Annotated in this window: 20 protein-coding genes; 11 read left to right on the forward strand and 9 right to left on the reverse strand. The window is 56.0% G+C overall.

Annotated features, from left to right (window positions below; all coding sequences use genetic code 11):
* Nucleotides 1-2 precede the first annotated feature (2 nt).
* From yfcE to NYE69_RS13355, 4 genes are all read left to right on the forward strand, one after another.
* Nucleotides 3-548 (forward strand): phosphodiesterase, encoded by a 546-nt coding sequence (gene yfcE, locus NYE69_RS13340; protein WP_340926562.1) that lies wholly within the window; start codon nucleotides 3-5, stop codon nucleotides 546-548.
* 551 nt (nucleotides 549-1,099) lie between these two features.
* The gene (locus NYE69_RS13345; RefSeq protein ID WP_316561159.1) at nucleotides 1,100-2,155 is read left to right on the forward strand and encodes a stalk domain-containing protein; all 1,056 of its coding nucleotides are present in this window, start codon (nucleotides 1,100-1,102) and stop codon (nucleotides 2,153-2,155) included.
* 149 nt (nucleotides 2,156-2,304) lie between these two features.
* A complete protein-coding gene (locus NYE69_RS13350) occupies nucleotides 2,305-3,003 on the forward strand; it encodes an HAD family hydrolase (protein ID WP_240752550.1) in 699 nt (232 codons plus the stop codon).
* Between the two features lie 173 nt (nucleotides 3,004-3,176).
* Nucleotides 3,177-5,972: an endo-beta-N-acetylglucosaminidase gene (locus NYE69_RS13355; RefSeq protein ID WP_316561160.1), complete on the forward strand. Its 2,796-nt coding sequence runs from the start codon at nucleotides 3,177-3,179 to the stop codon at nucleotides 5,970-5,972.
* Nucleotides 5,973-6,025: 53 nt separating this feature from the next.
* Here NYE69_RS13355 and NYE69_RS13360 read toward each other — a convergent pair whose 3' ends face one another.
* Genes NYE69_RS13360 through NYE69_RS13385 form a run of 6 tightly spaced genes read right to left on the reverse strand, consistent with a single transcriptional unit; the run spans nucleotide 6,026 to nucleotide 12,674 of the window.
* Nucleotides 6,026-7,129: a YheC/YheD family endospore coat-associated protein gene (locus NYE69_RS13360; protein WP_316561161.1), complete on the reverse strand. Its 1,104-nt coding sequence runs from the start codon at nucleotides 7,127-7,129 to the stop codon at nucleotides 6,026-6,028.
* Nucleotides 7,111-7,641 carry a GNAT family N-acetyltransferase gene (locus NYE69_RS13365; RefSeq protein ID WP_316561162.1) on the reverse strand — a complete coding sequence of 177 codons (531 nt, stop codon included), beginning with the start codon at nucleotides 7,639-7,641 and terminating at the stop codon, nucleotides 7,111-7,113. Before NYE69_RS13365 ends, NYE69_RS13360 begins: the two co-directional genes overlap by 19 nt.
* 17 nt (nucleotides 7,642-7,658) lie before the next feature.
* Nucleotides 7,659-8,780 (reverse strand): YheC/YheD family endospore coat-associated protein, encoded by a 1,122-nt coding sequence (locus NYE69_RS13370; protein WP_316561163.1) that lies wholly within the window; start codon nucleotides 8,778-8,780, stop codon nucleotides 7,659-7,661.
* Entirely contained in the window at nucleotides 8,777-10,153 is a 1,377-nt protein-coding gene (locus NYE69_RS13375; protein ID WP_316561164.1) for a YheC/YheD family endospore coat-associated protein, read from the reverse strand. Before NYE69_RS13375 ends, NYE69_RS13370 begins: the two co-directional genes overlap by 4 nt.
* Nucleotides 10,154-10,176: 23 nt before the next feature.
* On the reverse strand, nucleotides 10,177-11,289 hold the full coding sequence (locus NYE69_RS13380; RefSeq protein WP_213509887.1) for a YheC/YheD family endospore coat-associated protein: 1,113 nt from the start codon (nucleotides 11,287-11,289) through the stop codon (nucleotides 10,177-10,179).
* 14 nt (nucleotides 11,290-11,303) lie between these two features.
* Nucleotides 11,304-12,674: a YheC/YheD family endospore coat-associated protein gene (locus tag NYE69_RS13385; protein ID WP_316561165.1), complete on the reverse strand. Its 1,371-nt coding sequence runs from the start codon at nucleotides 12,672-12,674 to the stop codon at nucleotides 11,304-11,306.
* A gap of 256 nt (nucleotides 12,675-12,930) precedes the next feature.
* Here NYE69_RS13385 and NYE69_RS13390 point away from each other — a divergent pair, with 256 nt between their 5' ends.
* The 3 genes from NYE69_RS13390 (at nucleotide 12,931) to NYE69_RS13400 (ending at nucleotide 15,472) form a co-directional block, all read left to right on the forward strand.
* The gene (locus tag NYE69_RS13390; RefSeq protein WP_316561166.1) at nucleotides 12,931-14,094 is read left to right on the forward strand and encodes a DUF445 domain-containing protein; all 1,164 of its coding nucleotides are present in this window, start codon (nucleotides 12,931-12,933) and stop codon (nucleotides 14,092-14,094) included.
* Between the two features lie 628 nt (nucleotides 14,095-14,722).
* Nucleotides 14,723-15,067, forward strand: coding sequence for a YlbF family regulator (locus NYE69_RS13395; RefSeq protein ID WP_036624424.1), 345 nt, complete (start codon nucleotides 14,723-14,725; stop codon nucleotides 15,065-15,067).
* Between the two features lie 111 nt (nucleotides 15,068-15,178).
* Nucleotides 15,179-15,472, forward strand: coding sequence for a hypothetical protein (locus tag NYE69_RS13400; RefSeq protein WP_316561167.1), 294 nt, complete (start codon nucleotides 15,179-15,181; stop codon nucleotides 15,470-15,472).
* A gap of 590 nt (nucleotides 15,473-16,062) precedes the next feature.
* Here NYE69_RS13400 and ilvB read toward each other — a convergent pair.
* The gene (gene ilvB, locus NYE69_RS13405) at nucleotides 16,063-17,772 is read right to left on the reverse strand and encodes a biosynthetic-type acetolactate synthase large subunit (protein ID WP_316561168.1); all 1,710 of its coding nucleotides are present in this window, start codon (nucleotides 17,770-17,772) and stop codon (nucleotides 16,063-16,065) included.
* A gap of 175 nt (nucleotides 17,773-17,947) precedes the next feature.
* Between ilvB and hemG the strand changes: the two genes are divergently transcribed.
* Both hemG and NYE69_RS13415 read left to right on the forward strand, forming a co-directional pair.
* Nucleotides 17,948-19,381, forward strand: a complete 1,434-nt coding sequence (gene hemG, locus NYE69_RS13410) for a protoporphyrinogen oxidase (RefSeq protein ID WP_340926568.1) — start codon at nucleotides 17,948-17,950, stop codon at nucleotides 19,379-19,381.
* Nucleotides 19,381-20,475, forward strand: a complete 1,095-nt coding sequence (locus NYE69_RS13415) for a TIGR04053 family radical SAM/SPASM domain-containing protein (RefSeq protein ID WP_328271327.1) — start codon at nucleotides 19,381-19,383, stop codon at nucleotides 20,473-20,475. The genes hemG and NYE69_RS13415 overlap by 1 nt, the downstream gene beginning before the upstream one ends.
* Before the next feature lie 238 nt (nucleotides 20,476-20,713).
* Here NYE69_RS13415 and NYE69_RS13420 read toward each other — a convergent pair whose 3' ends face one another.
* Nucleotides 20,714-20,950: a DUF2249 domain-containing protein gene (locus NYE69_RS13420; protein WP_316561170.1), complete on the reverse strand. Its 237-nt coding sequence runs from the start codon at nucleotides 20,948-20,950 to the stop codon at nucleotides 20,714-20,716.
* A 20-nt stretch (nucleotides 20,951-20,970) separates the two neighbouring features.
* On the reverse strand, nucleotides 20,971-21,204 hold the full coding sequence (locus tag NYE69_RS13425) for a DUF2249 domain-containing protein (protein ID WP_036624411.1): 234 nt from the start codon (nucleotides 21,202-21,204) through the stop codon (nucleotides 20,971-20,973).
* A gap of 246 nt (nucleotides 21,205-21,450) precedes the next feature.
* On the opposite strand from NYE69_RS13425, the gene NYE69_RS13430 reads away from it, so the two are divergent.
* Both NYE69_RS13430 and NYE69_RS13435 read left to right on the forward strand, forming a co-directional pair.
* Entirely contained in the window at nucleotides 21,451-22,173 is a 723-nt protein-coding gene (locus NYE69_RS13430; RefSeq protein ID WP_316561171.1) for a YwiC-like family protein, read from the forward strand.
* Nucleotides 22,174-22,225: 52 nt separating this feature from the next.
* The gene (locus NYE69_RS13435; protein ID WP_328271326.1) at nucleotides 22,226-23,560 is read left to right on the forward strand and encodes a DRTGG domain-containing protein; all 1,335 of its coding nucleotides are present in this window, start codon (nucleotides 22,226-22,228) and stop codon (nucleotides 23,558-23,560) included.
* The last annotated feature ends 10 nt before the right edge of the window (nucleotides 23,561-23,570 follow it).

Raw genomic sequence — 23,570 nt, forward strand, 5'->3', positions numbered from 1 at the left:
CCATGAAATTGATGTTCATTTCGGACATCCACGGGTCCGCCCATTGGCTGGACCGGGCGCTGGAGAAGGCCGAGGAAGAGCGGCCGGACCAGCTTGTCATGCTGGGGGATTTCCTCTACCATGGCCCGCGGAATCCGCTCCCGGACGGCTACGATCCGAAGCGGGCCGCGGAGACGCTGAACCGGCACAAGCACAAAATCGCCGCCGTTCGCGGCAATTGCGACGCGGAAGTCGACCAGATGCTGCTGGAGTTTCCGATGATGGCGGACTACGCCATGATTTTGCATGAGGGCCGCCGCATTTATGCGACGCACGGTCACGGCTTTAATATCGAGCAACTGCCGCCGCTGGCCGAAAACGACGTGTTCATTCAAGGCCATACCCATATCCCTGTCGCCGACCGCAAAGGCGGGGTGTTTGTGCTGAATCCGGGATCGATCGCCTTGCCGAAGGATAACTATCCTCATTCCTACGGGATTCTTGCGGGCGATGAATTCCTTGTGAAGGACTTTGACGGCGGCACAGTGAAGGGAATCCGTCTGAAGTAGCAGTTTAAGCCGAGGGCGCCGGAAGGCGTCCTTTGCTTATTAGAGCCCCTGCTTATTAGAGCCCCTGCTTATTAGAGCCTCTGCTTATTAGAGCCTTTGCTTATTAGAGCCTTTGCTTATCAGAGCCTTTGCTTATTAGAGCCTTTGTTTATATAATAGGGCCTCTTCAGTAATAACGGCATTCTATGGCCTTATTTTCCGGGTATGAGCATGTTCATCCCCATTAGCGGCATTTTTTGTACTTATTTTCTCATGGATAGTCCAGAACGCAGGCATTTTCTAGCGACCTGGGAGAATAACGACATAAATTGCCTCTATTTCTCTCAAAGCGCTGATATCGCAGGAATAACGCCCTTTTTTGCCCTTAAGTTTTCCAACTGAAAATTTTAAATCGGAAGAAATACCAAATTGATACCAAATGAAATTGGCCTGCGGGTGAAAAATATGGTAAGCTTAAATTACCTGCTATTAAATTTTAATAGAAAGCTTGTCACCAATTCCAGTCTTTAAGCGGCAGGGCAATAAAAGGGAAAAGGAGAATGTTAGAAACAATGAAGTTAAACAAGAAAATGATCGGCATCGTAGCTCTATCATCCGTACTGATTTCCGGGACGCTGCTTACCAATGACGCTTTTGCGGCGAGTGCCACGAAAACATTGAAGGCGGTCTATAGCAATATTAAACTTGTATATAACGGTCAAACAATTTCGTCCAGCTCCGGTCAAGAACCTTTTATGGTTAACGGAACCACCTATGTACCTATCCGGATGGCGGGTGAAGCGCTCGGCAAATCGTTAGTCTGGGATGGCACGAATAAGATCGTTAACATTTCAGATACGTCTTCTTCGGATGCACAGGTCATCGAAATGCTTCGCAATCAAATTACGGACTTAAACAACCAGTTAAACAGTGTAAAAACGGAATTAACCACGGCGAATTCGACGATTGCGTCGAGAGACTCCACGATCGCTTCCTTGCAATCCGAAATCAATTCGCTGAAAAAGGATGGCAAAAGCGGCAGCCTGAGCAAATTGGAAGACGACCTCAACGATGATCACGAGGATGATTACGATTTGGATGCCTCGTTTTCTTTGTCGGGGGATAAAGATGACATTAGCGTAACGATCAAGGTGGATGAGAAAACATGGAATAATTTGTCTTCTTCAAGACAGAAAACGTTCCTGCAGGACATCTCTGACGATATTAGACGTGAATTCAGGGATGCGAAGATCGACGGAACCGTGAAAAACAAAAATTCTTCCAAACTGACGACATTCTCCGTCAGCCGGTCCGGAACGCTTTCTATAGGAAGCAGCAGCAGCAACGTACCAAGCCAATCTACAATGCTTAGTCAATTGAGGAGAGATTACTCAACCTATCGCGGTATTCCGTTATCGATCCAACTGGACGTTGATAAGGATCGCGAAGAAGTTAGGGTGGAAGTTTACATCGTTAAGAAAGACTGGGACGACCTCTCTTCATCTTATCAGACAAAGATTCTGTCCAGCATGCTGAACGATCTGGAGCGTGAATATCCCGATTATGATATCGAGGGTTATGTTTACGATGATAATACGAAGTCAAGATTGGACAGACAAACAAGATAAATCGTGCGCCTTAGTTTGGGCCGCTCCTTCCGTCAGGAAAGAGCGGCGTATTTTTTGTTTCAACAAAACAACGCAGTTCAGGCAAGGTTTACAACGGGCACGGTTTTGACATATTATGGGGCTATACAATAGAGGGAAGGATTGTGGGGATGGAGAACGCAAAACCTAAGCTGACAAAACCCGAAGCGATGATTTTTGACATGGACGGAACGTTGTTCAAGACGGAAACGCTGCTTGTTCCCGTGTTTCACCAAGTGTTTGACCGGCTACGCGAGGAGCGGCTGTATGAAGGAGAAACGCCCCCGGAGGAACTGATTTTAAGTTGTCTCGGCATGCTGCTCCCGGAGATTTGGAAAAAAGTGCTGCCGGACCAAAGCGAGGAGGTGCGCCGGCGGGCCGACGAGCTGCTGCTCGAACTGGAGCTGGCCGGACTGAAGGAGCTCCCGTCCGAGCTGTACCCGCAGGTGCGCGAAACTTTGACGCGGCTGAAAGAGCGGGGCGTCAGACTGTTTGTGGCCAGCAACGGGCTGGAGCATTACGTAAAGGGCGTGGCCGACACGCACGGCATCCTTCCGTTGTTTGAAGGATTATACAGCGCCGGCGAATACCGGACGGCGTCCAAGGTGGATTTGGTCAAGCTGCTGCTGGACAACCACGCGATCCGCACCGCCTGGATGGTCGGTGATCGCTCCTCCGACGTGGAAGCGGGCAAGAAAAACGGGCAAACCGTCATCGGCTGCGCTTACGCTGGCTTCGGGAACGACCGGGAATTGGCGGGGGCCGACGCGTTGATCGGCGCTTTCGAGGAACTACTCGAATTATATGACGATGCGGCAAATTACCAATAATTAGGCAAAGCAGATCTTTCTCCCTTAGGGAAAAGGTCTGCTTTTTCTTTAAATCGACCACGGAATCTTTAATTTGTCCCATTGTTGGAAGGGTTTTCATCATATAGAGTGATAAACGTAAACGACCAATCCGGATTGGGACAACATCATGATATGAAAACGGAGGGAAAATAATGATGGTGCATACCGGAAGAAAAGCAATTGCCAAAATCACTTCGATCGCAGTGGTTTTAGCCGTGGTTGTCACGGGTTTTCCGCTTGAGGCGCAGGCGGGGGACACCTGGCCTTTTCAGGGCGGGGGCGCTCACGGGGCAAACCAGCCCAGCGTACACGGGTATACCAGCGGCCATATTATGAATTGGAGCCCGGAGACGGACCCTGGCGCCGAACTGCTCAGATCCCATGTGCCGCTGCAAAAAAGAATCGCCCCGTTCCCGGCTACCCAAGCCAATCCGGAGCTCGGCCCGAACGTTAAAATGATGAACGTGGCGGGCGATTATGGAAACGCCTTTATCGAAAATGCGCCGTACACGAACAAATTTGCCCAATATCATTTTAACTTTTGGCAGTACATCGATTATTACTCTTATTGGCACGGAACGGCGACGGCCTATACCCCGCCGGAATATTACGACGAACTGGCGCAGAAGGACTGGCAGCAGAAGTGGTTTGAATTCGGCATGCTGAACATTCCGAATCCGACGTATACCGACGCGGCCCACAAAAACGGGGTGCTCTCGCTGGCGGGGATCTTTTTCTCCAACAACGACCGCGGGCAGCAGACGTATAAGCAGATGATCGTCAAGGATGAACGCGGCAATTTTCCGGTGGCCGGCAAGCTGATTGAAATGGCCGAATACTTCGGGTATGACGGGTATTTTATCAACCAGGAGGAAATCGGCCCCAATGTCGACACCAAGGATATTCCCGACTATATCGCCTTTATGAAAGCGCTGCAAAAAGGCGGGTTGTACGTTCAGTGGTATGACTCGCTTGATACCCGTACCGGTGCGAACACCTTTGCCAGAACGTTCAACGACAACAATATTTCGTTCCTGTACGACAAAAGCGACAGCAAACAGGTGGCGCAGTCCTTTTTCTTTGATTACGGCATGGGCGCCAGCCAAATCACTGCGGCCAAAAACTATTTGAACAAGCTGAACGATTCCCAAGGGACGGACTTCGATATTTACGATGTCGGATTCGCCGGGCTTGAGGCCGGGCGCGACCGGTTTAAGAGCGTTCAGGGAACGGCGCTGAAAAATAAACTGAACAACGGCCTGCCGCAACTTAGTATCGCCACGCTGGGCGCCGATTTCGTTCATGCCGGGCTCGACGAGGATATGAATCAAGCGTGGCCGGTCCGGCACCGGCAGGAAAACGAATACCAATGGATGACCAAAGTCCGCGAGCAATTGTGGTGGTCGGGGCCGAATATCGATCCGAAAAACACGCAGGTCTCCGCTACCAACACGGCCGGCGACGTTTACGCGGACAACCGGTATTGGCCGGGCATGGCGTCCGTGATCGCCGAGCGTTCCGTCATCGAAGGCCCGAACTTCTATACGAATTTCAACACAGGACACGGACTGTCCTATTATGCGGACGGCAAGGTGTCAAGCGCGGACGAGTGGTCCAACATGAGCCTGCAGGACGTTCCGGTGACTTGGCAGTGGTGGCAGGATACGGCCGGCAACAAGCTTACCGTCGATTTCGACTACGGCCCGGAATATAATATTGCGGACACGGATCGATACGACTATAAGCAGATCGGCGCCTACCAAGGCGGCAGCTCGCTGGTTGTGAGCGGCGATTTGAATGCGGAAAACTTCCTGCGGCTGTATAAGACGGATCTTGACGTAAATAAAAGCTCGAAGCTTTCGCTGACTTACAACAAAAGCTCGGCCAATGACGGTTCGGCGATGTACGCCGGCCTGATCCTGGCCGACGATCCGGAGCACGTGGTGAAAATCGCCGTTCCGGACAGCGGGAAACGCACGAAAGACTGGGTCACGGCGGAGCTTGACCTTGGCGCTTACAGCGGTAAATCGATCGCCGCTTTCGGCCTTGTGTTTGATCCGGGGAAAAAAGCGGTGGCTGACTACCAGGTCAACATCGGGGAAATCCGCATCGATGACGGTTCGGCGGTAAGGCCTTCCGCGCCGGAGGGGCTAGCGATTTCCGCAGCCTATCCGAATACCGGCGAGATGACCGTCAAATGGGAGCTGGACCCGGATTACTCCAAGGTTAAACAATACAATGTATACGTAAACGATGTCTATGTCGGCGGCAAATACGACGGCATCTATTACATCAAAAATTTGCCGGCGAAGTCGGGCACGGTCAAAGTAGCCGCCGTTGGCGCAGATGGACGGGAAGGGCAGGCCGCGAAAATCAACTTCAATCTGGCCCATTCGGTCTCGGATATCGCTGTTGATTCGCAGGAAAACGGCGATCTTCGGGTAACCTGGACCAATCCGAACAGGCCTGCGGGCGATATTACGGTCAGCGTGCAATCTCTAAACTGGATCACCACTCTGGAGCCTGTCTCCGCCAAAGTGACGGTTCCGGAAGGTTCCACATCCGCGCTGTTTAGCGGTATGCCAATAAACGGGGACGATTATCTGGTGACGATTTCTTCGCAAGACGCTACGCCGGTTTCGATCAGCGGCCGGTTTATCGATAAAATTTCCGAGCCGTACGCTGAAGCTTGGTCATGGGACGGCGATAAACTGAATTTGCCGATGCCAAACACCAGAGATTGGCGTTACATGTACGTGTATGAGGACGGGGTTCTGAAAAAATTCCCGACAACCTACGGGGTGGGGGACAAGGACCGCATCATTCGCGGCAGGACGACCAAGGCTTGTCTCAGCTTCCCCTCTGCGGCGAAGGAAGTGTACGTCGTGATGGAGGATTATGCCGGGAACCAATCGGCTCCGGTATACCTTAGAGGCGAGCAACCATAAAGCCGTTTTCGGAACAAATAAGCGGACCCAATAAAGCGAAGCCGCTCCTTCCGTCAGGAAGGGGCGGCTTTCTGTTTGTAGACCCACATCGCGTATTCAAGCGGCCGTACGATCGCTTTCCGGTAGGCGTCGGGATCGCCGGATCTCATGAACACCTCGCGCGCCGGCTTGGGATTCACCTCGAGGACATAGATATGCCCTTGCTTGTTGATGGCCAAATCGAGGGCCAGCTCGCACAGGGGGCCGAAAGTCTGTTCCAAATATTCGGCGATGTCCAGGCTCAGGCGCTCGGCGGTCCTGCGGACTTCGGCCCGCCGCTCCTCCCCGGGAATCCACTGCTTCAAAAGCGTGTTCATCGCCACCGCATGCCCGCCGCCGTGCAGATTGGAGGTTACGCTGCGGGGCGGGCCGACCCGCCCGGCGCAGCCTGTTGCTTCCCAGCGGCCCTGCCCGTTTTTCTGTACCAGCATCCGGTAATCGTGAACCCGGCCGTTCGGCAGCTTGATTTGAATCCCCTGCTGGGCGAGAAATTGGGCGCTGCCTTTCCAGCCGAGCAGATAAGCGCTCAGCCGGGCTTTATGGATCTTCCGGGGAGACACGATGCTGCGGTTTTGTTTTCGGCCCTGAATCAAGAAATTATCCGCACCAAGGCGTTCGACCCGCAGGATACCCCGGCCTCCGGTACCGTTGATCGGCTTGACGTACACGGCCGGATATTTTTTCAGCAGTCCGAGCGCGTCCCCGCTATGCTGGAACAGCACGGTTTCGGGGAGATGCTCGCGGAACCTCGCCACGCGGGACAACGTTTGGTAAATCGTCCATTTGTTGCGCAGCGGGCGGTTAAGGAAGGTCAGGCTGCCGTAACGCGCCCGGAAACGCCTCAGCTGTTCGAACCTTTTGCTGCGCTGGATCCGGCAGCGGTCGAAAATCACGTTCGGAAAACGGCGCCATTTGCGGGACCATTTTTTTTGTTTCGGATCGTAAACGAGCGCATAAATCAGCTTTTTTTTCTCATGCACATCCGCAGGGGTGAACACAAAAACGTCCAGCCCGAGCCTTTGCCCCTCGGCGATCATTTTTTGGTAAATATGTCGTTCCTCCAGCTGCTTCTTGTCATTGAGGTACAAGGTCAAGATCCCTAAAACGGGTTGAGACAAAGAGAATCACCTTCTTTGTTGAAATGGGCGGCGGCGCCTTCGCCGTTTGAACGCGAAAGGCTGTTTTCGAGGAGCAGCTGCGGTTTACCGCCGCGAACCTTGACCAGCCGGCGGGCATAAAGTCCGGCGCGGAAACACATCTGCAGGCTGGAGATCTGATCGCAGGCCACCCGGCATGACAACTGCCGCAAAATGGCAAGCTGCTCGGCGAGCAGCCTGGAGCCGAGTCCGCGTCCCCGGTACAACGGATGGACCACGACGAGGCAAAGGCCGCGGCCGTAATCCGTGACACAGGAGACGCCGGCTATCCGCGGCCCGTCTTCGGCTTGAATCCGGGCCGCCAGCAGCGAGCTCCCCGGGAGGCCGAGATCGCTTGGAGACAGCTTCATCAGCGCCCGGAAGGCGGAAGGCGGGATGCGCCCCGCCCCATACTTCCGGATGAAAGCCAGCATGTCGCCATGCTGCTTTTCCCAACCCGCTCCGTCTCCGGGATTAAGTTTTCGAATTTCCATCGCTCCTCGCCTCCTCGCTACTTGTGCTTCGGCTGCCGGGATAAATATTGGCTGTATTGAAAAATGCGCTCCAGCGACTTTTTGCGGATATGCGGCTCATCGAATTTCATCGGCTTGGCATTGGCTTCAAAAAACCAGATTTGCCCTTCCGTATCGATCCCCAAGTCCATGGACATCTCGCCCAGGATGTGGCCGCATTCCTTTTCGATTTGCTTGGCGATGAGGAGGGCGTTCGATTTTACGCGGCCTATCAAATAATCCGTCATGTCCGCGCCGAAAGCCGGGGTGAGCAGCTTCTCCGGATCCTCAATGCTCCCTCCTTGCGGCACGTGGGTCGTGATTCGCTTCGGCCCGGCAAGTCGGGCGCCTACGCCGGTCACCGTCCAGACGCCCTTGCCCGTCTTTTGCACGAGCACGCGCATATCGAAGTGGCGGCCGCGGTACGAGGCGAGGGAGATGCTTTCCTGCATAATGTATGGCGTCTTGCCCGCCTCGGACCTGATCCGCTTCCAAAGGGCCGGAAGATAGGCCGTTTTGTACACGACATTCCGGCTTCTTTTGCCCTGAAGCGTCAGCCGGTACTGTTTCTCCTCGGCCTCGTTAAGCTTCACCAGCATGATCCCCTTGCCCGCCTTGCCGCTCACCGGTTTTAAGTAAAGGCTGCCGTATTTTTGCAGCATCGCGTCCAGCGTATTGGGGCCGATCATTTTTTTCGTATCCGGTACGAGCGAGCGGGTCGTCCGGCCCTTTTTCAGCCAATCGAACAGGCGCCACTTATTGAAGAAAAAAGGATTGTACAAATGGATCGACTCATGCCGGAGGCACTCGTCGATTTTCCGCCGCACCTCCGGCTTCCGTTCATCCTCCCGCAGCGGGACCCGGTTGTAGACCACGTCGGGCAGGGGCACCCAGTGCTTTTTCCACGTTTTGTCCTCCGGATGGAACACGTACCCCTGCACCTTTTTGGCGCCGAGCTTGAGGTCCCGGGCGGTGATCACGTAAACCGGGATATCCAGCTCCTGGCCCGTTTTTACGATATCCCGGAAATTGGCGCGGTTGCCGCGGAATAGTTTGTTTTCGTCATCGACCGTCAGCACGGCGACGACCGGCTTCTTCTCGCTCAAAAGCGTACTGCTCATGAGCCGTCCCTCCTCCGGAATTTGCTTAAATACAGGCAATGTTCGAGGATATGATCGATCGAGGCTTTCCCTTCGCCGCGGAGCGAGGGATGTTTAAAGATGGAACGCCCGGGTTTGGCGTTGGCTTCAAACATCCAGATTCGTTCGTCCCGGTCGATCCCGATGTCGAAGCCGATTTCGCCGAGCAGATGCTGGTGATGCGACTCGATCGCCTCGGCCAGCGTAATGGCGACGTTTTTCGCGTGCCTCAGCACCTCGTCGGCGCGCGGTCCGAAAGCCCGGGTCAAAGCCTGCTCCGGCGTCAGCAGGCTACCGCCGTTTTTCAAATGGGTCGTTACGCTGCCTTTCCCGGCTTTCTTGGCCCCGATGCCGACGACAACCCACTGGTTTCTGCCGTTTTTGTGCATATGAAAACGAAAATCGATCGGGCAGCCGTCGATCTCGATCAGGCGGATGCCCTGCTGGGCGACGTAGCCCCGCAACGAGCGGCCGTGTCTGGCCTGCAGCGTCCGCATAAGGCTGCTGAAGGAGTTGAACCTGAGCAGGGCGTTGCGGCCGTTTTTGCGGTAACGGGCGTAATAGCCGCTTCTAGGGATATAGGAGAGACGGTAAATCCCGTTGCCCAGACTTCCGCTGTTCGGTTTGTAATAAACGAGCGAATGGCGGTCGAGCATATCCTTGATCTGCTCCGGGGTCGGGCTCATGATCGATTCGGGCACATAGCGGCTAACCGCAGGATCCCTTTCCAGGAGGCGGTAGATGTCGGATTTGTTGAAGAAGCTCCAGTTGAAAAATGGAATCCTCCGGCGGACAAACCGGTCCCGCAGCTGATTGATCAAGGGCGTGGTCTCCGCCCGGCGGCTGGGCAGCCGGTTGTATACGACATCGGGCAGCGGCACGCGTTTCCTTACGAAACGTCCGGCTTCGTTCAGGAAATACCCGTTGACGGTATCGTTTTCCCAGTTGATGTCGCGCGGGGTAAAGGCAAAAATGTACGACATCTTGCTGCCCTGGCGCAGCAGCTGCTTGATAAAGTCGGTGCGGGAACCAAACGGATTCGTATGGGATGAGGTTGGCCCGTCGGACAGCACGCCGATCAGCGGCCCGAGCTGCACCTCGCCCTCCTGAAGACTGCGGAGAAAAACGCTGCCGGGCTTCGGAATTTTGATGCCTTTGCGCACCCCGTAAGCCAAGTACAGGTGTTTTCCCGTTTTTTTGATCGGCTTGACGACAGCGGGCACCCGTTCCCCGCCGAGTCTTAGGTGAACCGATTTTTTCCCCGACAGCTTCAGGTTTTTCATTAATGCCCCGGACAAGTAGACGACCCGCTCGGGTTCCTGCGTGAAATGGACGTTGCAATAAGTCAAACTCATGAATTTTATCCTCCTAAACGTTTTCAGGGTTTGCTCAGAAGCAAATAACGGGCGTAGGAAATCGGATTTTCAATCGATTTTCGGGCGCTTATCGGGTCACCGATCCGGAAAAACGAAGTCCGTCCCGGTTTGGAATTCACCTCCAGGATCCAAACGCGGCCCTCGCGGTCCACGCCGAAATCGAGGCCAAGCTCAGCCAGGCGGCCGAAGCGGGACTCCAGATATTCCGGTACCCGCAAGGACAGATGGCGGATGGTTTGAACGACGGATTTACCTCCGTCTTCCCCAAGCTCCCGAATCAGATAAGGCAGCGCTTGATGCGCCGTGCCGCCGCCGTGAAGATTGGAGGTCAGCGAATGCTTCGGACCGACCCGCACCGCCATTCCCGTTAAGCTCCATTCCCCTTTTTCGTTTTTTTGCATGAGAACTCGAATATCGAACGGCTCGCCTTGCGCGTTGTTTAACTGCAGATAAGGCTGGATCAGAAAGGGGCGGGCTCCGATAAACTTATCGATCCATTCCAGCCCGGCTTTACGGGAAGAGAAACGCCGTTTAAACAACGCGTTGCTGCCGCTCCGGCCGACCATTCCCATTCCCTTGCCGGAGTCCGTCAGCTTGACGTAAAGCGTCCTTTTGCCGTGCGTACCGTTTCGGGGTTTCAGAAAAGCCTCTCCGTCATGGGCTTCAAGCCATTCGGCGAGCTGCAGCGGACCTTCGTACAGCGCGGTTTCCGGCAAATAAGGAGCGAGATCCCGGTATTGGCTTAACGCCTGGTACACCGCCCATTTTCCCGCAAGCCCCCGCGCCAGGTAGATATACGGATGTTTGGCGGCCAGCTTAGACAGCAGGCGCTGTTTGCGCAGCTGCCCTTTGCGGTCATAGGTCAGGCAGCGGTCATAAATGATATCCGGCAGGGGGAGCCGTTTGCGGACCCAGCCTCCCCGCTCAAACATGTAACCCGGAATCCCGCTTGCGTTGCCCTCCGAAATCGAAGGCAAACAAAATACGTAAACGCACACGCCCTTCCTTTCGCCGATCCGGCAAAGCTTGCGGCAAAAAGAAGCTTCAGCGAAAGGAAGCGGGCCTTCGCTTTCGGCGACAAGAACGCCGACGCTGCCTTTGAGAGCATGATCCATCGGATGATTCCTCCTTAGAAGCCGGACAAATAGCGGGTGTATTCTATAACTCGCTTGACCGACGGGCGGATCTTTCCGGCGCCCATCGGGGTGTTGTCGTTTTTGGAAGGTTTGGAGTTGACCTCAATCAGCCAAACCCGGCCGCTGATGTCGACCGCCAGATCGATGCCGAATTCCCCGAAATGGGCCGGCAAATTGGCGTCAACGCCCTGGGCGATGTCCAGCGCCGCCTTTCTCAATCTGGCGCCGACCCTGCTCTTCATTCCCGGCTGCAACGAACTGCGCGAGATCGCCTCCTTAACCGTGCTTAGCGTGCCTCCGCGGGCCAGGTTGGACACGAAGTGCTGGTTTCCGGCAATCCGGGCGACGATCGAGGTCGTGCTCCACTTGCCGGCCAGATTTTTCTGGACAAGAGCGCGGAAATCGACCGGCCGATGATCGATCTCGATCAGGTGCAGCCCTTGCTGAATCTGGTACCGGGTCGTCTTCATGCGGCCGGACAAGGCGGAGAAAAGCTTGGTTAGGCTGGGATAGGTATGGCGCCGCGTGCCGCCGACCTGGGTGGTTAGCGCCTGATAGACGCCGTTTTCGAGCCTTGAAATGCGAATGATCCCTTTTCCCAAACTGCCTTTGACCGGCTTCAAAAAAACGATCGGGTATTTGGCGCACATGGCTTTGAGCATGGAGTAGCCCCGGAACAGATGGGATTCCGGCAAATAACGGAGCAGCGAGCCGTCTTTGGCCAGCGCGTCGAACACCTCGGTTTTATCGAGATATTTCTCGTTGAAAAAATGGCTCCCGTAACGGGATTTTACTTCTTTCATAAAATGCTGTACGCTAGGTTTGTTCTCCAGTTTGCGGGAGGTCAGCCGATTGTAGAATACATCTGCGGCCGGCAATCGGGTCTTTTTCCATTCGTCTTTGTAGAAGACCCAGCCGGACACTTGTTCGGAATCTTTGCCGATATGCTCCGGCGTAAAAAAGTAGACATACACCCCTTGCCTGGAGCAGGCGTTTGCGAGTTCACTGCAAAATAACGTCATTTTACCGAAAGGTTTTTCCGGATTTTCCGCATAGTCCTGGCTAAGCAAAACGCCGAGCAAGGGGCCGAATTGAATGGTAGATGAATGAGGGCGATATGTGAGCCGCAGCGGCGATCGCGGCTGAATTCCCATTTTCCTTGCAAGTCCAGCACTCATTCGAACTCCGTCGGATCTGGTTAAAGGGATGACTTTTACACTGTGCCGGAATGATCCGAAGGCCAGGAAGAGTGGAAGATCGGTCGGTATTTTCCACTGTTTGATCAGCATGTCTCCGAGCGCGAGAGTATCGTCTTCAAGCAGGCCCGGACTCATGATCTGTACCGTCATTTTTTTGGAGGGCATGTAGCGGATCTCCTTCCAAGCTAAGCTTGAGTCTTGGATGCAAGCAAAGATCGTCTGCGTCAAATGCATGTAATGCATCATATGAGGACATAGAATCCTTGGTGATTGACCTATGCCCGTTTTCGCGGGCTATCGGGCGGGTGATGAAGCAATGTTTCCCGGTCCGGGCGCGGGCTGAAAGCGGAAACTGCGAGAGAAGAGTTAGGTAGTAGCCTAAGATATTAGGTAATTGCCTAAGATAAAGGAGGAAACCTGGGTGGCCGATTGGCTTTATGTTGTCATTAACGTGGTAGTGGCTGCCTTCGTGGGCGGAATAACCAATCATTTTGCGATTAAGATGCTGTTTCATCCCAGAAATCCGGTACATATCGGCAAGTTCAAGGTTCCGTTTACGCCGGGGCTTATTCCGAAGCGGCGGGACGATATCGCCGAGTCGCTGGGCCGGGTGGTGGCGGAATACCTGGTTACGGCCGAAGGGCTGCAGGAGACCGTGCAGCGGCCGGCCTTCCGGCAAAAAGCGGAGGGGTATTTGCAAGGTTTGATCGAGCGCTGGGAGGCAAGCACGTTGACGCTTGGCGACGCGGCCGTGCGGATATGGGGCGAAGCGGGATGGGAAGCGCTGAAACCGCGGCTGGCCGCCGCGGCGCGGCGGGCGTCGGCGGCAGGATTTGAAAGCCTGTGGCGGCGTTACGAGTGGGATAGCATTCCTCTAAAAAAGCTCGTTCCCGGCTGGTCGGAGGAAAGCCGCAAGAAATGGAGCACCGCCGCAGCGGAAGCGATTCTGCAGGCGGTGGAAGAAGAGCTGCTGTCGGCCGCGGGGCAGCGGATGCTATCCAAGATGGCTTCGGGCCTGATGGACAAGGCCGGCGGTTTCCTCGGAACGATGGCGGCGATCTTTGTGGATGAAGATAAGCTGGTGCAAAAGCTGACGCCGGCCCTCGTCCGGGCGCTGCGGGGGGAGGAGGCGGTAAGCAAAACGGCGAAGGCGATCGAAACGCGGCTTGAGCAGTATGGGGACAAACCGGCCGCGGAGCTGCTTGCCGCCCTTACCGGGGAAGAGGCTTTGGACTGGCTTGCCGCAAAGCTGGAGCTTCTTCCGGTGGAGGCGTGGCTCGAACGGGCGGAAGGAATGCCGCTCCGCTCCTTGCTGGCCCCCTGGAAGGAGCGGGCGGCCGCGGCGGTTCCCGCGGTGGCCGAACGGGCGCTGCGCCTCACGGCTCAGGGGATCCCCGCGGCCATGCAGGCCGTTCAACTGCCGCAGCTGGTTGAGGAGCAGGTGCGGAAATTCCCGGTGGAACGCCTCGAGGAGATCATCCTCAGCGTGTCCGGCAAGGAATTCCGCGCGATCACCTGGCTGGGCGTGCTGCTCGGCGGGATCATCGGCTTGTTCCAGTCTTTGTTGATGCTGGTGGCAAGGTAAAGCGGGTAATATTGGGTGAAATTGACGATTTCGGGTGATTATAGGTAATGTTGAGGTAATGCTAGGTAATGTTGGGGTAATGCTAGGTAATGCTGGGCAATGCCGGGCAATGCTGGGTAAAGCCAGGTAATTATGGGAAATATCGAGCATTACTGGGTAATGCTGGGTAATGGTGGATAAAGTTAGGTAATATTAGAAAGTGTTAGGTAGTGTGGGTAAGAAGGGTTCACCGTATCTCGGGCGCCGTGGTGTAGGCTTTTGCCGCATGACTTTGACGTGCCGAGAGCCGGAGATGGTTTCGCACCGCGCGCCGGGAGCTGCGCGTGGTGCGAAAGTAATGGCGGCCGGCGAATTGCTTTTGCTCATTTGCCGCAGGGATAGCGGAGTGTGACGCAGGGTTAGCGGCGTTGCAGTATCAATGGGATGCAGCGTTCAGAATTCGCGCCGGTGCCCCCTCCTTCGTTGACGGCGGCAAAAATAGCGGGAATTTATGTACTTATTGTCCGGATATGAACCTGTTCATCTCCATTAGCGGCATTTTTTGTTCTTATGTTAGCTAGCGTTCCAAAATTATTTTTCCGAAGAAAGCATAAATTTTTGAATAAGGCCAATTTTAGGAGGAAAACGGATGAATATTTATGACAAAGCGCATGATTTGGCGGCAGCCTTGAAGGACAGCCCGGAAGTGGCGGAAATTACGGATGCGTTGAAGCTTATAGAGGCCGACCCGGAGGGCAAACGGATGCTGGACGATTTCCGTGTCCGCCAAAACGCGGCGCAGCAGCGGATGATGGCGGGGGAAATGCCGTCTCCCGAAGAAATGGAACAGATGGAGAAGCAGTTCGAGGCGCTGAGCCTGAACCTGAACATTCGCCGTCTGTTTGACGCGGAACGCCGGCTTAGCATCATTATCCAGGACATCAACAAGATCATTACGGACAGCCTGCAGCATTTGTACGGCGCGGGAATGTAAAACCTAAAAAGGTTCTCATATTCTTTCGTTTCCCTTCATAGATTAGAAGAGAACAAGAGGACAGGCGAGAGTGCGAATCTCTTAATCTATGAAATGAAGGAGCTGCGAAAGATGAAGACGGTAAAGAAACCGAACAAATGGAAGCATGTCGTTTATTTGATTCTGGCGCTGGCGATGCTCGTGTACGCGCTGCCGCTCATTTCCTTTGATCCAGGGGCTGGCTGGGTATCGCTGTTCGGCGCGGTCTGGGCGGGTTTTACCTTTCTCGTGATCGGGGCGCATCTGCATTTTTTGCTGGGCGTTAGCGAAGAGAAGCAACGCGAGCTCGACAAAATCCGGCGGGCCAAACTTCGGGAATGGGAGCTAAAGTGGCAGGAGGAAGGCGGCCGCGGCCAGAGTGTATAACGCCGGTTGCCTGGCAAGGCGGGTTCGTTGGAACCATGCCGAGCTTGGGCTAAGACAAAAAGGGCTTTCCCGACGAAGACGGTTCTTCTCGGGGAGCCCTTATTTGCATTATTTAAAAAAATCGGCGGGGTAGAGGACGACGTGCAGGTAGAGGAGGGAAGGAGCTTTATTTACCTCGGATTGGCCAAGGTGAGCTCGTTTAGCGCGAAATAGCGTTATGCGGGTCCGTTAGGCTGGGAAATAACCGGGAAATGGGCGGATAAGGTCTCTGAAGTGCGTTAGCGCAGCGCCCATAAATCAGCAAGAGCCCCGGCCCAGGAAAAACCTCGCCGCCGGCGAGGTTCTTTGCCTGTGCAAACCCATACGCTCAGCGCAAGCGGAAGGATGGGTATGGGGCTCCACCCGCTGTTAGAGTCAGGTTCTTATCGAACTTGTTTTAAGGTTAGAGCCTGACTCTAAAGGCGGGCCGTAAACTTTCCACCCCATACTCCCCCTCTTCTGTTCTACTACGAGAATCCTTCCCTTTCTTTCATGTGCAGCAGCACCGGGGACTTCGGTTTTGCCTGCCTGGGCCATGCTTCTACCGGGAGCTACAGCTCGCCTTCGCCCGTCAGCATCTTGTCGTTGCTTTCTCCGGGCGGCACCATCGGGTAGACGTTCTGCTCTTCCCGGACGTTGAACTCCATTAACGCGGGGCCCGGAATTTCCAGCGCCTGGCGAATCGCAAGTTCGACCTCCTGCACCGTCTGCGCGCGAAAGCCGGGGACCCCGTAGGCGTTCGCGAAGGCCGCAAAGTCCGGCGAGGAAATTTGAACGGAGGAATAACGCCGTTCATAAAACAGCTGCTGCCACTGCCGGACCATGCCCAAATAACCGTTGTTCAGGATGGCGATTTTAACCGGCAGCCGGTAGTCGACGGCGGTCATTAATTCCTGCAGGTTCATTTGAAAGCTCCCGTCCCCGGTCACGCACAGGATCGGCCGGTCATCGCCCTCCAGGGCGATCGCCGCGCCGATGGCGGCGGGGAAGCCGAAGCCCATCGTGCCGAGTCCGCCTGAAGTCAGGAATGAACGGGGACGGGAAAATCTGTAGTGGTGAGCGGTCCAGATTTGATGCTGTCCGACATCCGTGGCCACGACCGCGTTGCCCTCCGTCAGTTTGTCGAGCAGCTTTATGACTTCCTGCGGGTTCAACATGCCTTTGCCGTCAGAGGCGGTAAATTGCGGGACCTTTCGTTCCCAGCCGGCGGCGTCTTTCGCCCATTCGCTTCCCAGGCTACCGCAGGGCTGAGCGTTCAGCTGGGCCAGCAGTTCCCGAATATCCCCCTGGATGCTCAGATCCATGGGGATATTTTTGTCCAGCTCGGCATCGTCGACATCGACCTGGATTTTCCAGGACTGCGGGGAAAACGATTTGGCTTTACCGGACAAGCGGTCATTTAGCCTCGTGCCGAGGCAGATAAGCAGGTCGGCCTGATGGACGGCCCGGTTGGCGGCATAGGTGCCGTGCATGCCGAGCATGCCGAGGTACAGCGGATGCCGGGAGGGAAAAGCCCCGATCCCCATCAGCGTGGTCGCGACGGGAATCCCGGCGTTCTCGGCGAACCGGACGAGCTCCTCGGCGGCGCCGGACGAGACTACCCCGCCTCCGGCTACGAGAACCGGGCGGCGGGATGCCCGAAGTTTGTCCCGGATGAGCCCTGCGGACTCGTCAGGAATCGGCGGGGCGGGTTGATAGCCGCGGATCGAAGCTTGCAGGGCCGGAACCAGCCCCGTTTTGGCCGCCATTATATTTTTGGGCAGATCGATCAGCACGGGTCCGGGTCTTCCCGTCGTGGCGATATAAAAGGCTTCCTTCACGATCCGCGGCAATTGGGCGATATCCGTAACGGCATAATTATGTTTCGTCACATCCATCGTCATGCCGAAAATGTTCACTTCCTGAAAGCTGTCGCGCCCGATCAGATCGGTGGATACCTGCCCCGTCAACACCACCAGCGGCACCGAGTCCATAAAGGCGTTGGCAATCCCCGTCACCGCGTTCGTAGCTCCCGGTCCCGAGGTGACCAGGGCCACGCCGGCCCGTCCCGTAACCCGCGCATAACCGTCCGCCGCATGTACGGCGGCCTGTTCGTGCCGGGTCAAAATATGCCGGATGCCGGAGCAATCATAGAGCGCGTCATAAATCGGGATCACCGCTCCGCCGGGATACCCGAAAATCGTATCGACCTTTTCCTCCAGCAAGCATTCGATCAACAGCTCCGCTCCCGTTTTAAGCCGCAATGTCTGGTTTATACTCATCGTTAGCTTCCTTTCCGTTTGATTTTTGACAATTTTAACCGAGAAATGTTGATCTCGGAGTGACTCCAGTCATAAAATGCGCGGGGGTCCGGAGGTTACGATAGCATTAGGAGTTCATAGGCCGCTTAAGCATGAGGCGTTCGGCTTGCGGCATTAAGGAGGTCGAAAGTTAAACGTGAGCAAAAAAATCGCCGTCATCGGCGGAGGCATAACCGGGTTAAGCGCGGCTTATTACGTGCGTAAACTGCTGCGTGAACAGGGGGTGAACGCTGGGGTTACCCTCGTGGAACAGTCCGATCGGCTGGGCGGTAAAATCCGTTCCCTGCGCCGTGACGGCTTTACGATAGAACAGGGCCCGGATTCAATGATCGCGCGCAAGCCCGCCGCGCTGGAATTGATCCGGGAACTCGGGCTGGAGGATAAGCTGGCGGGAACGAATCCTCAGGCCAAGCGAAGTTATATATTGCATCGCGGCAAATTCCATCCCATGCCGCCGGGGCTGATGCTCGGCATACCGACGCAAATGTGGCCGATGGTCAAGACGGGGCTTCTCTCTCCGGCCGGCAAGCTGCGGGCCGCGATGGATCTGCTGCTTCCCGCGCGGCGCGGCGGCGGCGACGAATCGCTCGGCGGCTTCATCCGCCGCCGGCTCGGCAGAGAAGTGCTGGAGCAGATGACGGAGCCGCTTCTGGCCGGCATATATGCCGGGGACACCGAACAGCTTAGCTTGAAAGCGACGTTTCCGCAGTTTATGGAGATGGAGCGCAAGCACCGCAGCCTGATCCTTGGGCTGCTGGCCGGCAAAAAGCAGCCGCCGCGGCCGGCGGGAAGCCAGGTCCCGCTGCCGAAGGCCGCGCAAACCAGCATGTTTCTGACGTTGACGGGCGGTTTGGAGGGACTGACGGAAGCGCTGGAGGAATCGCTAAGGGAAGAGAGCATAATTACCGGCCAGGCGGTAACCGGACTGTCGCAGAAGGAGGCGGGTTATGAGCTTAGCTTAAGCGGGGGCGAGCGTTTGAACGCGGACGGAGTCATTTTGGCGGTTCCTGCTTTTGCCGCGACCCGGCTGCTGGATGGCGTTCCCGAAGCCGCTTACCTGGAGCGGATCCGTTATGTGTCCGTAGCCAATTTGGCCTTTGCCTACCGGCGGGAAGACGTTCCGCACGATTTGAACGGCTCCGGCGTGCTTATCCCGCGCGGGGAGGGGCGAATGATTACGGCCATTACCTGGGTTTCTTCGAAATGGCTGCATTCGGCTCCCGGCGATAAAGCGCTGCTGCGAGCCTATATCGGCCGCCTGGGCGACGAGGCATGGACCGCGATGTCCAGGGCCGACATCGAGCGCCGGGTGGCCGCCGAGCTGCGCGATTTGCTGGGCATCGCCGCCAGCCCGCTGTTTTGCGAGCTCGCCGCTTTGCCGGAGTCGATGCCCCAATATCCGGTCGGGCATGTCGAGCGGCTTGAGGCGCTGCGCGGGGCACTGGGCCGGGCGAAGCCGGGGCTGCTGCTGTGTGGCGCGGGATATGCCGGCGTAGGCATTCCCGACTGCATCCGGCAGGGCAAGGAAGCCGCTGAAAGCATGGCGGCTTATTTGGGGGATGGACGGTGATGCAAATGATTCAAGACAGGGACTACAACGTAAATCCGTTTATCGTCATCTGGGAGGTGACGCGGGCTTGCGCGTTAAAATGCCTGCACTGCCGGGCGGAAGCCCAGTATCATCCCGATCCGCGGCAGCTTAGCCTCGAGGAAGGGAAGAAGCTGATCGGCGATATCGCGGAAATGGATAAACCGCTGTTCGTGTTTACCGGCGGCGATCCGCTGATGCGCCCCGATTTGTTCGAGCTGGCCCGGTACGCGATTCAGGACAAAGGGCTGCCGGTCTCGATGACGCCAAGCGCCACGCCGCGGGTCACCTTTTCCGCCGTGCGTAAGGCCAAGGAGGTCGGCTTGTCCCGCTGGGCATTTAGCCTTGACGGTTCGACGGCCGCAATCCATGATCATTTTCGCGGAAGCGCAGGTTCCTATGAAATGACGATGAAAGGGATCGGTTTTTTGCAACAGCTCGATATCCCGATCCAGATCAACACGACGGTCTCCCGCTACAACCTGGACGACCTGCCGCGGATCGCCGAAGCGGTAAAGGAGATGGGGGCCGTGCTTTGGAGCGTGTTTTTCCTCGTGCCGACGGGCCGGGGGATGGTGAAGGACATGATTACGCCCGAGGAGCATGAACGGGTGATGGAATGGCTGGCCAAGATGCAGCGGGCGATGCCTTACGGCATCAAAGCGACGGAGGCGCCGCACTATCGCCGTGTGTTTTTACAGCAGCAAAAGCGCGGAGGCGGTGCCGGCGAAGAGGCCGGGGCGGTGAAGCGCAAAGATGTGCTCGGCCGTTCGCCCAAGGGCGTTAACGACGGGGACGGCTTCGTGTTTATCAGCCATACCGGCGAGGTGTACCCGAGCGGATTTTTGCCGGTAAGCTGCGGCAACGTCAGGGATTCTTCGCTATCCGACATATACCGGAACTCGCCCGTCATGCGGCAGCTTCGCGACAAGACACTGCTGAAAGGCAAATGCGGCGCCTGCGAGTTCAAGCAGCTTTGCGGCGGTTCCCGGGCCAGGGCGTACGCCGTGACCGGCGATTATCTGGAAAGCGATCCGTATTGCGCTTATGTACCGCGGGGGTATGAGCAAAGGTAGCTTCCCGGCCGAGGAGCTTGAGGAGCCAGAGGAGCCCAAGAAGTTCGAGGAACTCGAGGAAATGGGTTTTTCGCGAATATTGCGGTTATTCGGCCGAACCGTTGCGGCAGCTATGCAAAAAGAGAGGATACAGGGGCCGGCATCACCGGTTCCCGTATCCTCCTTGCTTTAACGGCCGTACCTTCCCGGGTCAACAAACCCGCTTGCCGCTTTGCCTCTAGCCTTTATTTCCGGGGGTTCACTTGCTTTTTCGTTCGAAGGTTACTTTCCAGTGCTCCTCCGCCACCTGCTCGCATTGATTGCGGTACCCTCTAAGTTCCATCAGCTTCAGCAGCGGAACGGGCTTGAGCGTGGCGTGCAGGACGAAAATCTCGCCTTCCTTCAACTGCTTAACGGTGCTCATAATGTTTCCTAACGGCTCCGCTCCCTGGCGCAGCTGCGGGCGTACATCAAGCTCGACAACCCGGTTCTCCATGATTCGTCCCCCTCCAAGCTTTAATTTTTGCCGATTTTCACCCGGAATGTGTCTGGCCCTTCTTCAAGATACTCCCAAGTGAACCGTCCGGGATGCATCGCCTCAAATTGATAACGCAGCGGTACCGGGTCATGATCGTTGATCAGCAGCATGGCTTCTCCCGGATGCAGGGCTTCGTAAGCGTCAAAAATAGTTTTATGCTTAAGCTGCGGCGGATACTCGGTGGCGTTTACGGTTGCTTTAATCGGATTCATTTTGAAGTCCTCCCTAATTGATTAGTTAAAATTTAAAATCTTACCGTTCGCCCTCATTATATCAACGGCTTCGGAATGGATTGTGATATCAGTCACAAGATAAAAAACGGCATGATATTCGCTCTTTTTTCTGTTGGGAAGCTGTCATGATTACAGTGACCGGCGTCACTGGAGCGATTTCCTCCGGCGGATATAATGATCCGTAATTTGCCCCATCCATTTGAAAAAAAAGGAGAGGACGCCGTCATGCGCTTGAAGCATTATATCCCCAATCAGCATGGAGCCTGGGCGATGTTGGTCCTTCCGTTCCTATTCGGCATGGCCGCCTCGACCCCCGGGTGGATCCATGCCCTGCTGTTTGCTTGCTGGCTGCTGATCTACTTGCTGATGTTTCCTTTGCTGCAGTGGGTCCGCACGGGCAAAGGCGACCGCTACCGCAAACCGGCCTTGCTGTATGGAACGCTTCTCGTCCCTGCCGGAACGGCGCTCGCCTTGCTTCGCCCCGACGTCATCTTGATGGCCCTGCTGTTCCTGCCTTTGTTTGCCGTCAACGTCTACTACGCCAGGCAAAAACGCGAACGCGCCCTGATTAACGACATCGCCGCCATCGTGCAGTTCAGCATCATGGTGTTTGTTTCTTTCAATTTGGGCGGAGGTACGGACTACGGGGCAGCCGTGGAGCTGTTTTTGATCAGCATCGGCTATTTCGCGGGCACGGCTTTTTACGTCAAAACGATCATCCGCGAGCGGAACAACCCCCGGTTCTATTTCTATTCCGTGAGCTACCACCTGATATTGGCGCTGCTCGCCGCATGGCTGTTCCCCCTTCCGCTATTGCTGCCGGCTTTGCTGCTGCTGGCCAGGGCCGCATGGTGTCCGCGCATACGGATCACGGCAAAGCAAACCGGAATCATGGAAATTGTCTATTCCGTGATCGTGCTTGCGGCCGTATGGATGACTTATGCCTGAACGTGTATAATGGAAACAGAGTAGTACAGATTCGGGCAAGGGGGTATAACAGTTGGAGGGGCAGGAAGAAAGCGTCACAAAACACGAGCAGCTGCTTCAACATATCGAACAACTTAAGATCGGTACGAAAATTTCCGTGCGCAAGCTGGCCAAAGCGATGGGCGTGAGCGAGGGAACGGCCTACCGCGCGGTCAAAGAGGCGGAAAACCTCGGCATCGTCATCACCAAGGAGCGGATCGGCACCGTTCGCGTGGAGAAGAAACCGCGGAACATCTCCGATCAGCTTACGTTCGGCGATGTGGTCGACATCGTGGAGGGACATGTGCTTGGCGGCGGCGAAGGGCTGGACAAAACGCTGCACAAATACGTCATCGGCGCGATGAAAATCGATGCCATGGCGCGGTATATCGACGCCGGAAGCCTGCTGATCATCGGGAACCGCGACAACGCCCATTCGCTCGCTTTGGAGCAGGGAGCGGGGGTGCTGGTGACCGGGGGCTTCGGCACAAGCCGCGAGGTCAAAGCGCTGGCGGACAAGCTGGCGCTGCCGATCATTTCCTCGCGCCACGATACGTTTACCGTTGCTTCCATGATCAACAGGGCCATTTTCGACCGGTTGATCAAGAAAAAAATCATGCTGGTGGAGGATATCGTCGCCCGTAAGCCGCGGGTGAACATGCTGAAAGCCGCTAGCAACATCTCCGATTTTGACGAGTTGTCGCTGGAGACGGGGCATCAGCATTTTCCGGTCGTGGACGAGTGGAACCGGGTCATCGGGATCGTCAGCCGCAAAAACGTGGAGGAGCTCAGCGGGGATCAGCCCATTGAAAAATGCATGACGCGTCATCCGATTACGGTGGGACTGCAGACGTCGCTGGCTTCGGCCGCGCAAATCATGGTTTGGGAAGGGATCGATTTTTTGCCGGTGGTGGACCGCAACCGGAAGCTGGTTTCTTCCGTCACGCGCCGGGAGGTGCTGCAGGCCATGCGCGACGTGCGCAACCAGCCGCAGCTCGGGGAAACGTTCGAGCACCTGATGTGGAACGGTTTTGCCGAAGAGCGCGACGCGGAGGGCAAACTGTTTTTTCGCGGGATGATAACGCCGCAGATGGCCACCGACCTCGGCACGATTTCGCACGGCGTGCTCACCTCGCTGATGACCCAGGCCGGCCTGCGCGCCGCCAAGGACGCAAGCGGCATGGACTTCGTCGTCGACAACATTACGACCTATTTCGTGCGGCCGGTGCAGATCGAAAACCCGGTCGTCATCCTTCCGCTAGTTCTGGAAATGAGCCGCCGGGCCTGCAAGCTGGAGATTATGTTAACTTACCAGGACTACCTCGTTTCCAAGGCGGTCATGGCGCTGCAATCGATCGATCACGCATAGCGGGCCGGAT

The organism is Paenibacillus sp. FSL R5-0527, from assembly GCF_038008055.1.
Classification (GTDB): domain Bacteria; phylum Bacillota; class Bacilli; order Paenibacillales; family Paenibacillaceae; genus Fontibacillus; species Fontibacillus macerans.

Excerpts from the sequence above, each read along its gene's own strand:
- yfcE (WP_340926562.1), top strand. The coding sequence starts at position 3 with ATGAAATTGATGTTCATTTCGGACATCCACGGGTCCGCCCATTGGCTG.
- NYE69_RS13355 (WP_316561160.1), top strand. The coding sequence starts at position 3,177 with ATGATGGTGCATACCGGAAGAAAAGCAATTGCCAAAATCACTTCGATC.
- NYE69_RS13350 (WP_240752550.1), top strand. The coding sequence starts at position 2,305 with ATGGAGAACGCAAAACCTAAGCTGACAAAACCCGAAGCGATGATTTTT.
- NYE69_RS13375 (WP_316561164.1), bottom strand. The coding sequence starts at position 10,153 with ATGAGTTTGACTTATTGCAACGTCCATTTCACGCAGGAACCCGAGCGG.
- NYE69_RS13395 (WP_036624424.1), top strand. The coding sequence starts at position 14,723 with ATGAATATTTATGACAAAGCGCATGATTTGGCGGCAGCCTTGAAGGAC.
- NYE69_RS13415 (WP_328271327.1), top strand. The coding sequence starts at position 19,381 with ATGCAAATGATTCAAGACAGGGACTACAACGTAAATCCGTTTATCGTC.
- NYE69_RS13380 (WP_213509887.1), bottom strand. The coding sequence starts at position 11,289 with ATGGATCATGCTCTCAAAGGCAGCGTCGGCGTTCTTGTCGCCGAAAGC.
- ilvB (WP_316561168.1), bottom strand. The coding sequence starts at position 17,772 with ATGAGTATAAACCAGACATTGCGGCTTAAAACGGGAGCGGAGCTGTTG.
- NYE69_RS13370 (WP_316561163.1), bottom strand. The coding sequence starts at position 8,780 with ATGAGCAGTACGCTTTTGAGCGAGAAGAAGCCGGTCGTCGCCGTGCTG.
- NYE69_RS13425 (WP_036624411.1), bottom strand. The coding sequence starts at position 21,204 with ATGAATCCGATTAAAGCAACCGTAAACGCCACCGAGTATCCGCCGCAG.
- NYE69_RS13365 (WP_316561162.1), bottom strand. The coding sequence starts at position 7,641 with ATGGAAATTCGAAAACTTAATCCCGGAGACGGAGCGGGTTGGGAAAAG.
- NYE69_RS13420 (WP_316561170.1), bottom strand. The coding sequence starts at position 20,950 with ATGGAGAACCGGGTTGTCGAGCTTGATGTACGCCCGCAGCTGCGCCAG.
- NYE69_RS13385 (WP_316561165.1), bottom strand. The coding sequence starts at position 12,674 with ATGCCCTCCAAAAAAATGACGGTACAGATCATGAGTCCGGGCCTGCTT.
- NYE69_RS13345 (WP_316561159.1), top strand. The coding sequence starts at position 1,100 with ATGAAGTTAAACAAGAAAATGATCGGCATCGTAGCTCTATCATCCGTA.
- NYE69_RS13430 (WP_316561171.1), top strand. The coding sequence starts at position 21,451 with ATGCGCTTGAAGCATTATATCCCCAATCAGCATGGAGCCTGGGCGATG.
- NYE69_RS13400 (WP_316561167.1), top strand. The coding sequence starts at position 15,179 with ATGAAGACGGTAAAGAAACCGAACAAATGGAAGCATGTCGTTTATTTG.